At 62.4% G+C, this 12,797-nt stretch carries 15 protein-coding genes, 1 tRNA gene and 3 pseudogenes; 11 read left to right on the top strand and 8 right to left on the bottom strand.

Annotated elements, in window-relative coordinates:
* The first annotated feature begins 62 nt into the window (after positions 1 to 62).
* Positions 63 to 785 carry a GntR family transcriptional regulator gene (locus KIO74_RS16275; protein ID WP_213332853.1) on the top strand — a complete coding sequence of 241 codons (723 nt, stop codon included), beginning with the start codon at positions 63 to 65 and terminating at the stop codon, positions 783 to 785.
* Between the two features lie 48 nt (positions 786 to 833).
* Here the strand turns inward: KIO74_RS16275 and KIO74_RS16270 are convergent, their stop codons facing one another.
* Positions 834 to 1,685 carry a M24 family metallopeptidase gene (locus KIO74_RS16270; RefSeq protein WP_213332852.1) on the bottom strand — a complete coding sequence of 284 codons (852 nt, stop codon included), beginning with the start codon at positions 1,683 to 1,685 and terminating at the stop codon, positions 834 to 836.
* A 300-nt stretch (positions 1,686 to 1,985) separates the two neighbouring features.
* Between KIO74_RS16270 and KIO74_RS16265 the strand changes: the two are divergent.
* Positions 1,986 to 2,383: pseudogene (locus tag KIO74_RS16265) on the top strand (transposase); the annotation flags it as partial.
* A 109-nt stretch (positions 2,384 to 2,492) separates the two neighbouring features.
* Here the strand turns inward: KIO74_RS16265 and KIO74_RS31820 are convergent.
* The 4 genes from KIO74_RS31820 to groES all read right to left on the bottom strand — a co-directional run bounded on the left by KIO74_RS31820 (position 2,493) and on the right by groES (position 6,095).
* Complete coding sequence (locus KIO74_RS31820; protein WP_249731016.1) at positions 2,493 to 3,140, bottom strand: helix-turn-helix transcriptional regulator; 648 nt, start codon at positions 3,138 to 3,140, stop codon at positions 2,493 to 2,495.
* A 669-nt stretch (positions 3,141 to 3,809) separates the two neighbouring features.
* Positions 3,810 to 4,025, bottom strand: a complete 216-nt coding sequence (locus tag KIO74_RS16255) for a hypothetical protein (RefSeq protein ID WP_213332851.1) — start codon at positions 4,023 to 4,025, stop codon at positions 3,810 to 3,812.
* A 73-nt stretch (positions 4,026 to 4,098) separates the two neighbouring features.
* A complete protein-coding gene (groL, locus tag KIO74_RS16250; RefSeq protein WP_213332850.1) occupies positions 4,099 to 5,724 on the bottom strand; it encodes a chaperonin GroEL in 1,626 nt (541 codons plus the stop codon).
* 56 nt (positions 5,725 to 5,780) lie between these two features.
* Entirely contained in the window at positions 5,781 to 6,095 is a 315-nt protein-coding gene (groES, locus tag KIO74_RS16245; RefSeq protein WP_213332849.1) for a co-chaperone GroES, read from the bottom strand.
* Positions 6,096 to 6,356: 261 nt separating this feature from the next.
* Here groES and KIO74_RS16240 point away from each other — a divergent pair, with 261 nt between their 5' ends.
* From KIO74_RS16240 to KIO74_RS16215, 6 genes and pseudogenes are all read left to right on the top strand, one after another.
* A complete protein-coding gene (locus KIO74_RS16240; RefSeq protein ID WP_213332848.1) occupies positions 6,357 to 6,626 on the top strand; it encodes an usg protein in 270 nt (89 codons plus the stop codon).
* Positions 6,627 to 6,675: 49 nt separating this feature from the next.
* Positions 6,676 to 7,095, top strand: coding sequence for a DUF982 domain-containing protein (locus tag KIO74_RS16235; protein ID WP_349629201.1), 420 nt, complete (start codon positions 6,676 to 6,678; stop codon positions 7,093 to 7,095).
* 325 nt (positions 7,096 to 7,420) lie between these two features.
* A pseudogene (locus tag KIO74_RS16230) lies at positions 7,421 to 7,896 on the top strand (Hsp20 family protein).
* A gap of 91 nt (positions 7,897 to 7,987) precedes the next feature.
* Complete coding sequence (locus tag KIO74_RS16225; protein ID WP_213332847.1) at positions 7,988 to 8,485, top strand: Hsp20/alpha crystallin family protein; 498 nt, start codon at positions 7,988 to 7,990, stop codon at positions 8,483 to 8,485.
* Between the two features lie 116 nt (positions 8,486 to 8,601).
* Positions 8,602 to 9,129 (top strand): hypothetical protein, encoded by a 528-nt coding sequence (locus KIO74_RS16220; RefSeq protein WP_213332846.1) that lies wholly within the window; start codon positions 8,602 to 8,604, stop codon positions 9,127 to 9,129.
* Complete coding sequence (locus KIO74_RS16215) at positions 9,126 to 9,368, top strand: hypothetical protein (RefSeq protein ID WP_213332845.1); 243 nt, start codon at positions 9,126 to 9,128, stop codon at positions 9,366 to 9,368. Before KIO74_RS16220 ends, KIO74_RS16215 begins: the two co-directional genes overlap by 4 nt.
* A gap of 588 nt (positions 9,369 to 9,956) precedes the next feature.
* On the opposite strand, the gene KIO74_RS32480 is transcribed toward KIO74_RS16215, so the two are convergent.
* The 3 genes and pseudogenes from KIO74_RS32480 to KIO74_RS16205 all read right to left on the bottom strand — a co-directional run bounded on the left by KIO74_RS32480 (position 9,957) and on the right by KIO74_RS16205 (position 10,690).
* Positions 9,957 to 10,238 (bottom strand): tyrosine-type recombinase/integrase, encoded by a 282-nt coding sequence (locus KIO74_RS32480; RefSeq protein ID WP_349629200.1) that lies wholly within the window; start codon positions 10,236 to 10,238, stop codon positions 9,957 to 9,959.
* Positions 10,201 to 10,428: pseudogene (locus tag KIO74_RS32475) on the bottom strand (phage integrase central domain-containing protein); the annotation flags it as partial. The gene KIO74_RS32480 and the pseudogene KIO74_RS32475, both read right to left, overlap by 38 nt.
* A gap of 172 nt (positions 10,429 to 10,600) precedes the next feature.
* Positions 10,601 to 10,690 (bottom strand) — tRNA-Ser (locus KIO74_RS16205).
* A 256-nt stretch (positions 10,691 to 10,946) separates the two neighbouring features.
* On the opposite strand from KIO74_RS16205, the gene KIO74_RS16200 reads away from it, so the two are divergent.
* The 3 genes from KIO74_RS16200 (at position 10,947) to KIO74_RS16190 (ending at position 12,793) form a co-directional block, all read left to right on the top strand.
* On the top strand, positions 10,947 to 11,618 hold the full coding sequence (locus KIO74_RS16200) for a 50S ribosomal protein L21 (RefSeq protein WP_213332844.1): 672 nt from the start codon (positions 10,947 to 10,949) through the stop codon (positions 11,616 to 11,618).
* 94 nt (positions 11,619 to 11,712) lie between these two features.
* Positions 11,713 to 11,979 carry a 50S ribosomal protein L27 gene (gene rpmA, locus KIO74_RS16195; RefSeq protein WP_213332843.1) on the top strand — a complete coding sequence of 89 codons (267 nt, stop codon included), beginning with the start codon at positions 11,713 to 11,715 and terminating at the stop codon, positions 11,977 to 11,979.
* Positions 11,980 to 12,154: 175 nt separating this feature from the next.
* The gene (locus tag KIO74_RS16190) at positions 12,155 to 12,793 is read left to right on the top strand and encodes a GNAT family N-acetyltransferase (protein WP_213332842.1); all 639 of its coding nucleotides are present in this window, start codon (positions 12,155 to 12,157) and stop codon (positions 12,791 to 12,793) included.
* Positions 12,794 to 12,797: the final 4 nt, after the last annotated feature.

The raw sequence follows: 12,797 nt of genomic DNA, 5'->3' as shown, positions 1-12,797 counted from the left end.
TGCCTGTCAAGCCGCCAGCAAGAAGAATCTAGACCTGCCGACAAGGAGAGTTGATGTTGCCCATGAATGAAGCACCGGATGCAGCCGATGACGACGGAACGACTTCGGGCCGTGGAAAAATGCAGGACCGCGTGCTGGCCAGCATCCAGTATGGGCTGATGTCGGGGCTGTTCGTGCCGGGGCAAGCGGTCAGCCTGCGCAAGCTGGCGTCAAGCCTGGGCACCAGCGCCATGCCGGTGCGCGAAAGCCTGAGCCGGCTGCTGGCTGCGAATGTGCTGGAGGAACTGCCCAACCGTTCGTTGCGGGTGCCGCGCATGTCGAGCGGCACGCTGAAGGAGCTGTTCGAAGTCAGGATCCGGATTGAAGGGCTGGCTGCCCGGATGGCGGCTGAAAAGGCCGTACCGCAGCTGATTGATTCGCTGACGGCGATCAACCGCGATCTTCAGGCCGAGCATCGTGACGGCAACATGGCTGGAGTGCTGCAGGTCAACCAGCGGTTCCATTTCACCCTGTACCACCATGCCGAATCTGACATCCTGATGCCGATCATCGAAGCGCTGTGGCTGCGGTCAGGCCCCACGATGTATTTCTCACTTAACTCGCCCAATCTGTGGGATACCTCGTCCCATATCGAGCTGCTGGCGGCGCTGTCGCTGCGGGACGGTGCTGCGGCCGAACTAGCTATGGCCCAGGATATCCGCAAGACCGGTACCTATCTGGTCGAACAGGCGACCAGCCCACAGGCAACAGGCCCGCTGGCCCAGCTCGGGCGGCTGGGCCTTTAGGTGGGTCTGGGGCGGTGAGGGATGGGCTGTCCCCTCAACCGGACGGCGCTATGCAGGCAGCGCGTCGAGCAGCCGGTCGATATCGCCGGTGTCGTTATAGAAATGCGGCGCGATGCGCAGATTGCCCTGACGCACCGTCACATCCACCCCCGCCAGCACCAAACGTTCGTTCAGTTCGGCGCTGGGCAGCCCCGGATGACGGAAGGTCAGGATGCGCAGGCTGCGATCCATCGACGAGATCAGCGTGAAGCCCGTTTCGGTGACAATGACGGTATCTTCGCACATCATCCCGCCCCAGCCGGGCTCGTAATAGGGGGTTTCAAGGCAGAAGGTCGATCCGGCCTGCAGCACCGCCGTGCTGCCCGGCGTGATGACGGGCTGCTCATAGACCGACATGCCGATGGCGTGGCCCAGATGGTGGCGGCGGACGCTGGGAAACCCCGCCTCGGTGATGCCCTGCAACCCGGCTTCGAATATCTCGCCGGCTGTCACCCCCGCGCGGGCCGTGTCGACTTCGGCCTTCAGGCCTAGACGCAGCGCCTCGTAACGGGTCTGCTGCAGGGGCGTGGATTCGCGCATCACGGCGGTGCGGGCCAGATCGGATTTGTATCCGTAGTAGTTACAGCCCACGTCGAACCGCAGCAGGTCGCCCGGGGCCAGCGGCCTTTCGCGTGCGAAGGCATCGGCAAAGGCGCTGTCGAGCCCACCCACCACGGTTACATTGCGCGGATAGCCCCCACCGGCCGACATGGCGGCGGCCACGACAGCGGCCACCTCCTTGTCCGTCACGCCGACGCGGGCGGCCTGCATCCCGGCCTCGATGGCGGCTTCAGTCATCCGGGCCGCGGCCCGCAGGAGGGCAATCTCGCCCGGCAATTTGACCGCACGCACCGCCAGCATGAAGGGCACGGCGTCTGTATGGCCTATCCCGCGTGCCTGCAAGAGCGGCACCACCGGCGCGGGCGCGTGGTCCAGTTCAACCCCCAGCCGACAGGGGTCAAACTGCTCAACGAGTGATGGTGCTGATTGTAGACGTACCTAGCCTGCCGTTTGCGCATCATGAGGACCATTTCGATCCCAGACAGATCGTCGCGGCGCAGGCGGCTGATTTGAAGTCGAGCATGGAACATATCCGATGACGTTGCCCCTTGGTTCTAATCCGGTTTGAAGTTCGTTCTGGCCTGTTGAGAGGACCAGAGCATGAAGCGCAGCCGCTTCTCGGAAGAGCAGATCATCGCGATTTTGAAAGAAGCAGGAGTCCGGGGTCTCGGTCGCCGATCTGTGCCGCAAGCACGGTGTGAGCGACGCCAGCATCTACAAGTGGAAGGCGAGGTTCGGCGGAATGGACCTGTCGGAGGCCAGGCGCCTGCGAACGCTCGAGGACGAGAACGCCAAGCTGAAGCGGATGTGGCCGATGCGATGCTCGACAATGTCGCACTGAAGGATCTGCTGGGAAAGAAGTGGTGACGCCCGCCGCCGAGCGGAAAGCCGTCGCGCATCTCGTGCAGCATCACGCGATGAGCGAACGGCGGGCGTGTAAAGCCATCCTTTGCTCACGCTCGCCGCAACGACTCCGTTGTGCATCTCACGACAGTGCATTTTACGTGAAATACACTGAAGCCTGATCTATTCGCCCATTGTACAGACCGTATTCCTGGCGGGCGGGTGTCATGCAAGGATCTTTGAAGCCGTTCCGTCAAGCTAGTGTCAGCGTTTTGTCTTCTCGGGCAGATTCCGGTTGTTGATAAGCTCCCAGATCTCTTCCGCGCGCCAGGATGTTGTTCCGCCCAGACGCACCGGCTGGGGAAACTCGCCCGTCTTCACTTTCGTCCAGAAGGTGGACTTGCTCAGGGGCAATGGGCCACCTGGCGCCAGAATCTGCTTCAACCGGACCAACCCAGTCCGTGGCATCTCCGTCTGCGTTGTTTGTTGGTTCGTATTCTCGGCCGTCGGTTTCTCATCCGGGGCAACTTGAGTTGGTGCAGGCGATGCAACTGCATTCGGCTTTTTCCCTTTCTCAGCGCGTGGTGCTTTCGGCTTCCCGCTTCTCCGGTCTTGCGGGCGTGGTTGCTCCCTCAAAGCCTCCCCGAACGCGGCATCCCCCAGCCAATCGGCCAGCTGCTGCGGAATGACCCTGCCGTCATGACCAACGAGGCCGATCGCCACAGCCCGTCGGATTCGCTCGTGCTGCTCCTTGAAGCACTTGATTGTTGGCAGCGCCTCATCGGCCACCGGCGACCCCTCGTCAAGTAAATGCGGATCTTTGCCGAGGGACAAGGCCGCGACTCCGCCACTGTCCAGAATGGCATTTCCCACCATGCGGCCATATCGAACGATGCGCCTGGTCGACTGCAAGGCAACAATCGATCACGAAGCTCAGGCATGGGGAGTGGCTGCAACGTGGTATAGAGCGCCGCCGCGGCCATGATCGCATCCTGAGTCTCGGTCTGCTCGTCATCGCTCCAGTCTTGCGGATCGGAAAAAGCGGGCGAGCCCGCCAGCGTACGCCCTATTGCATCATTAGGCAGCACGCCTTCAGACAGCGCACGCACGACGTCTCTCAGTTCGTCGGCGATCAGCGGAAAGCTGAGCTCCAGGATCGCCCGTATATGGCCTTCGCGATCAGTCGCGTCAGGCTCATGCCGAAGCAGCTTCCGCAACACCCGTGCCACGTGATCCCCCTATTCCCCCAGCGGCACCTTAGCAGGCAGGCCAGACCTTGCCATCATTCCCAACGCGGGAGAGCGTGCAACCTTCTGACGCTGGTGACCTAATGCGGCTTGATCCTAATGGCCGCTTTGCGCCCATTCCGGTCGTTACCGCAGTGACGGGCGCTACTCAGAAGCGGGCATCCATCCAGGCTCGCGGGATGGCTCTGTTGCGCCACAATCGGACATTCAGAAGCAACCTGGAACCGGACATCCAAAGCTGAGGGAACTGGATTTTGCGCGGCAGGCTTCACGCCAGCCCACATTGCCTGATATCAATAGAAAAGCATCCAGAAGCTTTCCCAATACGTCTCGTCTAGGCTTTCGCGCGAAACCGATCGATCGCACGCTGTGCGAGATCATCCTCGTCGAGCGCCAAAGGAACCAGCGAAGCAACGATATAGGCGAGGTTTTTCCGCTCCTGTTCGTCCGAGCCTTCCGGGAGCGACGGCTTGAGTTCCGCCCATGCCTTTTCGAGAGCGGCCTCGGCATGGGCCAGGTCGATGGGGTCGGTCAGCGATGAAAAGGGCATGACTTCCCTCGGCATGCCTGGGAGATCGCGGCGTTGGGAAAGGGCGCCGCGGAAGCCGCGGCGCCCTCGATGCTCAATAGTCCATGCCACCGGCGGGCATGGCGGGGGCCGCTTCCTTCTTCGGCGCCTCGGCGATCATCGCCTCGGTGGTGATCAGCAGGCCCGCGACGGAGGCCGCGTCCTGGATCGCCGTGCGCACGACCTTGGTCGGGTCGATGATGCCCGCCCTGACGAGGTCGCCATAGGTGCCGGTCTGGGCATCGTAGCCGTGGTTGTAATCGGACGCTTCCAGCAGCTTGCCGATCACGACCGCGCCGTCAACGCCGGCATTGTCGATGATCTGCCTGGCGGGCGCGGTGATCGCCTTGCGGACGATCTCGACGCCGGTGCGCTGATCGTCGTTGCCCGGCACGAGCCCTTCGAGTGCCTTGACCGCGCGTAGCAGAGCGACGCCGCCGCCCGGCAGGATGCCTTCCTCGACCGCGGCGCGGGTGGCGTTCAAGGCATCATCGACGCGGTCCTTCTTCTCCTTGACCTCGACTTCGGTCGCGCCGCCGACGCGGATCACCGCGACGCCGCCCGCGAGCTTGGCCAGGCGCTCCTGGAGCTTCTCGCGGTCGTACTCGGAGGTGGTCTCCTCGATCTGCGCCTTGATCTGCGCGACCCGGGCGTCGATCTCGACTTTCGCGCCGGCGCCATCGACGATGGTGGTGTTCTCCTTCTCGATCCGGACCTTCTTGGCACGGCCGAGCATGTCGAGCGTGACGTTCTCCAGCTTGATGCCGAGATCCTCGCTGATCGCGGTGCCACCGGTCAGGATGGCGATGTCCTCCAGCATGGCCTTGCGGCGATCGCCGAAGCCCGGAGCCTTGACGGCCGCGATCTTGAGGCCGCCGCGCAGCTTGTTGACGACGAGGGTGGCGAGTGCCTCGCCCTCGACGTCCTCCGCCACGATCAGCAACGGCTTGCCGGTCTGCACCACCGCTTCCAGCAGCGGCAGCATGGTCTGGAGACCCGAGAGCTTCTTCTCGTGGATCAGGATGTAGGGATCCTCGAGCTCTGCGATCATCTTCTCGGTGTTGGTCACGAAATAGGGCGAGAGGTAGCCACGGTCGAACTGCATGCCCTCGACGACGTCGAGCTCGGTCTCGGCGGTCTTGGCTTCCTCGACGGTGATGACGCCCTCGTTGCCGACCTTCTTCATCGCCTCGGCGATCATCTCGCCGATGGTGCGGTCGCCATTGGCGGAGATGGTGCCGACCTGCGCGACCTCCTCCGAGCCCGTGATCTTCTTCGAATGCTCGCCGAGCGATTTGGTCACCGCCTCCACCGCGAGGTCGATGCCGCGCTTAAGATCCATCGGATTGATGCCGGCGGCAACCGCCTTGGCGCCCTCGCGGACGATCGCCTGAGCGAGGACCGTCGCGGTCGTGGTGCCGTCACCGGCCGCATCGTTCTGCTTCGACGCAACCTCGCGCACCATCTGGGCGCCCATGTTCTCGAACTTGTCGGCAAGCTCAATTTCCTTGGCGACGGTGACGCCGTCCTTGGTGATGCGGGGGGCGCCGAACGATTTCTCGATCACGACGTTGCGGCCCTTCGGACCCAGCGTCACCTTGACGGCATTCGCCAGTGTGTCGACGCCGCGCAGCATCCGCTCGCGCGCGTCCTGCGAAAACTTCACGTCCTTCGCAGCCATGATTCCTCACTCCTTCAGACTTGAGGTTTCAGGTTGATGGTTTGGAAGAGGCCCCGTCAGGCAGCCTGCTTGAGGGTCGCGGTCGCCTCGACGACGCCCATGATGTCGGACTCCTTCATGATCAGGAGATCCTCGCCGTCGATCTTGACCTCGGTGCCGCTCCATTTGCCAAAGAGCACGCGGTCGCCGACCTTGACGTCAAGCGGCGCGAGCTTGCCGGCCTCATCACGAGCCCCGGGGCCGACAGCGACGACCTCGCCCTCCTGCGGCTTTTCCTTGGCGGTGTCGGGGATGATGATCCCGCCCCTGGTCTTCTCCTCGGCGTCGATGCGCTTCACGACGACGCGGTCATGCAGTGGCCGAAACTTCATGAGTTCCTCCAATTTCCATGTCGGTCACATGTCAAAGCGGGTCGGCCCTGTGCGGGTCTCGCGGCGAGGTTCCGCGCGCCCCTGAGGCGCCGTGCCCGCGCGATGATTTGGTTTGCCGCATTTTCGCCTTCAAGAGGCTGGCAGCACTTTTTTCGTACGAGTGCTAACCGGTTGATAAGGCGCCATAAATGCAACTTTTGGGCTTGCTCCGCCGTTCAGATTGGGCTGCCATGGTGCAGTTGAATCACGGAGCTGAAAGGAATGGCTTCTACCGACTTCGCCCGCCAGATCGCGGGCTATGGACTGACCACCGCCGGTATTCTCTACCGCCTGCCCGACCACCCTTCGATTCTGCAAGAATACATCTGGCAGGACTACGACCTCGCCCCGCGCTTCCCGGAGCTGAACAAGTTCCTCGCCTTCTGGCAGGCCAAGCTCGACGGTAAGCTTTTTCGGATTACCGTTGCCCATCAGGACCTGATCGGGCCTGCCGACCTCAGCGCGGTGAACGGCGAATTCCGGCTCCAATAACGTCGATGCACCGGCGGGACTTGATCCGGCGAGAACACCTCCCAAAATCATGGTGGCCGCCGAAAGCGACAGCGCGCTCGACGCGGCGATCAACCAAACCGGATCCATGTTGCTTCCAGGAGGATATGGCTATGGCAACGTTGGCAATCGCTCCCCACTCAGGGAGGACTGCATGATGATATCTGACGACTTCGAGAGGCCGGTCGTGATCCTGACCGGGCTCGGGCACCCGGCGGCGATCGCATCAGCCATGGAGGCCTACGTGTTCCTGGCCGACTGGCCCTTGAGCAGGCGCGATCCGGTGCACGGCTTCGCGCTGAAAGCCTGCTTGGCGGCGATCCGCGGCGAGATCGAGCCGGATACGGCGCGCGGCTTGTTCGCGTCATGGGCGGAAAAGCACGATCTTCTCGCGCCCGACGTGGCCGCGTTCGTCAGCCGCCGCAAGGAAGGCTCGCGCGGCCACGCCTGAAGAAGAGCCCGGCGCCGCGCTGGCGGGGCCGGGTATTCTCGAAGCCTGGACGCTCCCTTACTGCAATCTGTCGAAATCCTGCCCCGACTTTGGGCGAACAGCACCGGCTTCGAGACCCAGTTCAGCTGAGCTCTCGTTCGACGCGGCCGTTTCCGAGCCATCGAACGCTGTTCAAAAAATGTCGTCGACCCTCTTGAACACCGGCCAACCTGATCCAAATCGATGATCGCCGATCGCCTTTTACGGGATCGGCCGGTCAAGCCGGCGTCGGTGAGACCTCGGAATGACCGACTTGTACCCATGTTGCTCGATGGAGGATGTGGTTATGAGAACCGTCTTCGATTTTTCTCCTCTGTATCGGTCGAGTGTCGGCTTCGACCGCATATTCGGTGCGCTCGAAGCTGCGAGCCGGCTGGACCCGGCCGGCAACTGGCCGCCCTACGACATCGTCAAGACCGGTGACGACGACTATCGCATCACGATGGCCGTCGCAGGCTTCTCGCGTGACGAGCTCACGATCACGCAGGAGCCGAACCTCTGATGGTGTCCGGGCAGAAAGCCGGCCAGGACAATGGCCAGTATCTCCACCATGGCATCGCCGAGCGCGCCTTCCAGCGCCGCTTCGAGCTCGCGGACCACGTCAAGATCGTGGCCGCCAACCTCGAGAACGGTTTGCTGACAGTCGATCTGAAGCGCGAGCTGCCCGAGGAGATGAAGCCGCGCCGGATTGAGATCGCCACCAGCACCGCACTGCCGAAAGCCGATCGGCTGCAGATCGACTCTCAGAAGCGCGCGGCCTGAGCAGAGGCTGCTTGAAAGCTGGCGTCAGGCGCCGGGCGAGGAGTCCGGCGCTGCCGATCCGCTTTGACGTATCAACACAAGGAGGACTGCCATGAGCGTTCGAGATTTGATCCCTTGGGGCCGCGACAATGGTAATCGGGTCCCCACGCTTTATCGCGATGATCAGCACAACCCCGTCTTCTCGCTTCATCGCGAGGTCAATCGCCTGTTCGACGACATGTTCCGCTCGTTCGACAGCCTTGGTTCGCTGCCGGCCTTCAATGGCGGCTGGCCGAAGGTCGAGATCTCCGAGACAGCCGGGGATATCAAGGTAACCGCCGAAATTCCCGGGATCGAGGAGAAGGATCTCGAGATCCTGCTCGATGACGACGTCCTGACGCTCAGGGGCGCGAAACGCGCCGAGAGCGAGGACAAGGAGAGACAGTATTCGGAGCGGTATTACGGCCGCTTCGAGCGTCGCATTCCTCTCGGCTGTGAGGTCGAGCAGGACAAGATCGATGCCCGCTTCAAGAACGGCGTGCTGACGATCGTCCTGCCCAAGAGCGAGAGGGCACAGTCTCAGGTCAAGCGCATCGCGATCAAGCATTAGCAGATTGCCGAGACCCTGGCGGCGCGCTTTCGGGGCGCCGCCAGCGGCCGGAGCGTCACGGACGAATGGCTAGCGCAGAACGGAACCGCGATCGCCGAGGCCCGGGCATAGGTAGCATGCAGAAGGAGCTCCGCTCTCTCGATATTCTGGAACTATGGATCGCCGAGAATTCGTCGTCTGGCTTGCTGCCGGATGCAGACGCCCTCCGAGAGCTGGTCGTCCACGCCCGAGAAGACCTCGTTGCACACCGCCCTTCGGGGGCGGTGGTCGGCAGCTCACCGACCGCCGCCATCATTGAGCGCCTGCCAGCCAGCGAGCAGGCGACGATCGTGGCGCGGATCGAGGCGGCCGCGCTATCGATCTTGAATGAGACAGTATCCCGGAGCTTCATTGAGGTTCTGGAGGCCACAACCAACGGGCTCATGGAGAATGGCGGCTACGCAAAGCACGAGGACGCTCGGAGATTCTTCGAAGTAGTCCTGCTGCATACGACCCGCTTCCTCGTCGCGCGCCACGATTTGAGTGTCGCGACGTTTCCCTTGGTTGCCTACCTGTGGGCTCGACACTCGCGCAAATCTGCACCCCAGAAGCAAGAGATCTCGGTGGAGGTCGCGTCGATGTCCTTTTCACGTTCCGGTGGATGAAAACCGCGGCCGAGCTCAAACGATCACTCCCCAAACGATCATCAGATCAGCTCGTTGACGAGTACGGGCCCCAAGCAATCGCGTATCAGAGCACCAATGTCAGCTTTGCCATTCTGATGGTTCTCGATCTTTTCGACAGAATGGGCGCCCAGCCCGACATCAGGGATCAGATCTCGCTTCACCATCGAACCGTAGCGGACAGTTCGGTCCAGAAGACGGTGGTGCTGTTCCGCGTCTAGGGCAAGCGTCACACACCGTCCGACCTAGGCAAGTCGGCTTTGACGGCGCCCAAATCGAAAAAGCGCTTGAACCAAAAGCGGTGCTAGAGCAGTCCCTCGCGCGACGAGCGCGACAGATTGATGTCCGCCAGGAAAGTGAGATGCACGTCCATTGGACGGCCGGAAACCGGACGCTCTGAGAGTCGGAAATGGGCCAGCTCCGGCCTCGGGCATTCATCGGCGACATGTCCGCCTCTCGTTTGAAGGCCCCTATAGCAGACAGTCTGCCACCGGCCCCAAGTCTGCCATTTGGAAACGGTTTCCAGAGTCACCTTCAGCCCCTTGGAGCCGGGCATGATCACCTCAGGCTACCCGCGCATAGCTCATCCAGGCGATTAGCCCACCAAGCCATCATCCGAACCCGCTCGTCCCAATGCTCGCCGCGAGCATAGGCGCGCCGCACACTGTTTTCCTCCACATGTGCAAGTTGCCTCTCAATGGCATCGGGATGCCAATAGCCACTCCCGTTGAGTATGGAACTGGCACTCGCTCGGAATCCGTGGGAAGTCATCTCTTCCTTGGTGAAGCCCAAACGCCGCAGCGCTGCATTCAGCGTATTTTCCGACATGGGACGCGGACCGAGCGGAGCGAGGGAAAGACAAAGGTGCCATGGCCGGTGAGTTGCTGCACGTCCTTGAGAATGGCAACGGCTTGTGTGGGCAACGGCACCCGATGGGGACGGCGCATCTTCATCAGGGCTTCCGGAACGGTCCAAATCCCCTCGTCCAGATTGAACTCTGACCAGTGGGCCGCTCTCAACTCACCGAGCCGAGGAACAGTAGTGCCAAGAGCTTCAAGCAGCTGTCGCCGTGGCCTGCCCCTCGAAGCCATCGATTGCCCGCAAGAGCGCCCGGAAGGCCTTTGGCTCGGTCAAGGCGGCCCAGGATTTCGTCTGCGGCACTGTGAGAGCGCCTCGCAAGGCGAAAGTTGGGTCAGTATCGGCACGCGCCGTCGCAACGGCATAGCGGAACACGCTGCCGATAGTAGATCGCAACCTTCTCGCGGTTTCATACCGTCCCCGCGCTTCGCCCCGCCGCTAGGTCTCAAGAATTTCGGGAGGCGTGATCTCGCTGATCGGATGACAGCGCCGTGCAGCGTCCAGGGTCGTCCAAATAGGAATGTGGTATGAAATGGCAGATGTCCATTTCATCTCCATAAATTATTCAATGAAATCAATTACTTATAGAGACGCCTGGCGGAGAGGGGGGGATTCGAACCCCCGATGGGCTTGCACCCATGCCGCATTTCGAGTGCGGTGCATTCAACCGCTCTGCCACCTCTCCGCGTCGGCGCGGCACTTATACGTGACACCGGCGCAAGATCAAGGGGCTCGTGGTACATTTTGCACCGTCAACGCGTTGACATGCATGCCCGTGGGATGTATCGACCCTCATTCCATGCGAAGTCTTTTCGCGCTCCGTACCTGTGCGTGGCTCCTTCAGCCTTGAAAGCGCCACGCGTGCGTACGGCAACATCTGCCAAAAAGCCGGCCTTGTGGCTCCAGCCGCAAAGAGCCGGGAGGAACACGGGACAAGAACGATGTTCGCAGTTATCAAGACCGGCGGCAAACAGTACCGCGTCGCCGCCGCCGACGTTATCACCATCGAGCGCCTTGCCGGCGAGCCTGGTGACATCATTGCCTTCAGCGACGTGCTGATGCTTGGCAATGGCGAGACAACCGAAGTGGGCGCGCCCTTCGTGGCCGGCGCCACCGTTGCCGGTGAGCTCGTAGAGCAGAGCCGCGGCGACAAGGTCATCGCCTTCAAGAAGCGTCGCCGGCAGAACTCGAAGCGCAAGCGTGGTCACCGTCAGGACCTGACCGTGGTGCGCATCACGGAGATTCTCACGGGTGGCGCGAAGCCGTCGGCGAAGGTCGCGGCCGCGAAGCCCGCACCGAAGGCCAAGGCGACGGAAGCGAAGGCAACGGAAGCCGCCGCCGCGGCTGACACTGCCGGCGATCATAGCAATCTCTCGCTGATAGCGGGCATCGGCCCGACCATCGAGAAGAAGCTGCGCGCCGCTGGCGTCACGAGCTGGGATCAGATCGCGGCCTGGACCGAGGCCGACATCGAGAAGTACGATGCCGAACTCGCCCTGCGCGGTCGCATTGCACGCGACGAGTGGATCGAGCAGGCCAAGGAGCTCCTGGCCGGCAAGCCGCCCCGTGCGAAGATCGATCAGGCCGAGCTGAAGTCCGGTGAGGACTACTGAGCGGTAGGGTTCAACGAAGGTTTAGGCAGTAGCGTTCAGAGTTGCGGAAACGGCGTCTCGCGCTACACACGGCAAGTAATTCAGGAGTTTCACCATGGCTCACAAAAAGGCAGGCGGCTCGTCGCGCAACGGTCGTGACTCGGACGGCCGGCGTCTCGGCGTGAAGAAGTTCGGTGGCGAAAGCGTCATTTCCGGCAACATCCTTATCCGCCAACGCGGCACCAAGGTGCACGCGGGCGCCAACGTCGGCATGGGCAAAGACCATACGCTCTTCGCGCTTTGCGCAGGCCGCGTCGACTTCACGAAACGTGCCGGACGAGCATTTGTATCGGTTGTACCCGCCCAACAGGCGGCAGAGTAAACGGCGCAGCTTAAGACGAGGAGCTCCGCCGGCATCCCAGCGAACCGGCGGATCAAGAGGCTCCTTACGATAGCTTCGGATCCAAGCGACAGGGGAGATGGGATGACCATCTCCCCTTCGTCGTTTTCGCCGTCGTTGCCGCGCTGGCACACGGCCTTTTGGAACGGAGCGAACGATGTTCACCTGCGGCATCATCGAAGACGCCTTCGTCATCGAGACCGAACGGCTTGCCCTGCGCTCGCCGCGCCTCGCCGACGCAGCCGCCATCGCATGCTTGGCCGGTGACAAAGCCGTAGCTGAAATGACGGCTCTTGTTCCGCATCCCTATCCACCAGGCCTGGCGGAACAATTCATCACGACCGCCCGCGCGGGCAACGCGGCCGGGCAGCACCTCATCCTGGTCGCGGCCTTCCGCCACGCGCCCGATGACATCATCGGAGCGTTCGGCGCCACCCGCGAGCCGGAAACATCGCTGCCTTCGGTCGGTTACTGGCTGGGTAGACCTTACTGGGGTCGGGGGCTGGCGACGGAGGCACTGCGTGGCCTCATCGACGTTCTGTTCGCCCGCAGCGACAGCCGGGGACTCTCGGCGGCTGTCCGGGTGGTCAACCCGGCGTCCCGCCACGTCCTGGAAAAGTGCGGCTTCCACCATGACGGTGCGGGATTCATGGACTTTCCAGCCCGCGGTGGCCGGCTTCCCGTTGATCTTTTCGCCCTTGAGCGCGGCATCTGGGCCAGCCTCAAGCAGTGGGGACCAGCGGTGGTCGTTGAGGGCGTGCGGAACGACACAGCCCTGACGGCGCCATTAGGATAAGGAG

The sequence above is a fragment of the Chelatococcus sp. HY11 genome (assembly GCF_018398335.1).
Classification (GTDB): domain Bacteria; phylum Pseudomonadota; class Alphaproteobacteria; order Rhizobiales; family Beijerinckiaceae; genus Chelatococcus.
This window is presented reverse-complemented; position numbering and strand designations above follow the sequence as displayed.

Bases quoted from the DNA above. Each gene is read 5' to 3' on its own strand.
- KIO74_RS16275 (WP_213332853.1), top strand. From the start codon at position 63: ATGAATGAAGCACCGGATGCAGCCGATGACGACGGAACGACTTCGGGC.
- KIO74_RS16270 (WP_213332852.1), bottom strand. From the start codon at position 1,685: ATGCTGGCGGTGCGTGCGGTCAAATTGCCGGGCGAGATTGCCCTCCTG.
- KIO74_RS16255 (WP_213332851.1), bottom strand. From the start codon at position 4,025: ATGCCCTTTTCATCGCTGACCGACCCCATCGACCTGGCCCATGCCGAG.
- groL (WP_213332850.1), bottom strand. From the start codon at position 5,724: ATGGCTGCGAAGGACGTGAAGTTTTCGCAGGACGCGCGCGAGCGGATG.
- groES (WP_213332849.1), bottom strand. From the start codon at position 6,095: ATGAAGTTTCGGCCACTGCATGACCGCGTCGTCGTGAAGCGCATCGAC.
- KIO74_RS16240 (WP_213332848.1), top strand. From the start codon at position 6,357: ATGGCTTCTACCGACTTCGCCCGCCAGATCGCGGGCTATGGACTGACC.
- KIO74_RS16235 (WP_349629201.1), top strand. From the start codon at position 6,676: ATGGTGGCCGCCGAAAGCGACAGCGCGCTCGACGCGGCGATCAACCAA.
- KIO74_RS16225 (WP_213332847.1), top strand. From the start codon at position 7,988: ATGAGCGTTCGAGATTTGATCCCTTGGGGCCGCGACAATGGTAATCGG.
- KIO74_RS16220 (WP_213332846.1), top strand. From the start codon at position 8,602: ATGCAGAAGGAGCTCCGCTCTCTCGATATTCTGGAACTATGGATCGCC.
- KIO74_RS16215 (WP_213332845.1), top strand. From the start codon at position 9,126: ATGAAAACCGCGGCCGAGCTCAAACGATCACTCCCCAAACGATCATCA.
- KIO74_RS32480 (WP_349629200.1), bottom strand. From the start codon at position 10,238: ATGGCTTCGAGGGGCAGGCCACGGCGACAGCTGCTTGAAGCTCTTGGC.
- KIO74_RS16200 (WP_213332844.1), top strand. From the start codon at position 10,947: ATGTTCGCAGTTATCAAGACCGGCGGCAAACAGTACCGCGTCGCCGCC.
- rpmA (WP_213332843.1), top strand. From the start codon at position 11,713: ATGGCTCACAAAAAGGCAGGCGGCTCGTCGCGCAACGGTCGTGACTCG.
- KIO74_RS16190 (WP_213332842.1), top strand. From the start codon at position 12,155: ATGTTCACCTGCGGCATCATCGAAGACGCCTTCGTCATCGAGACCGAA.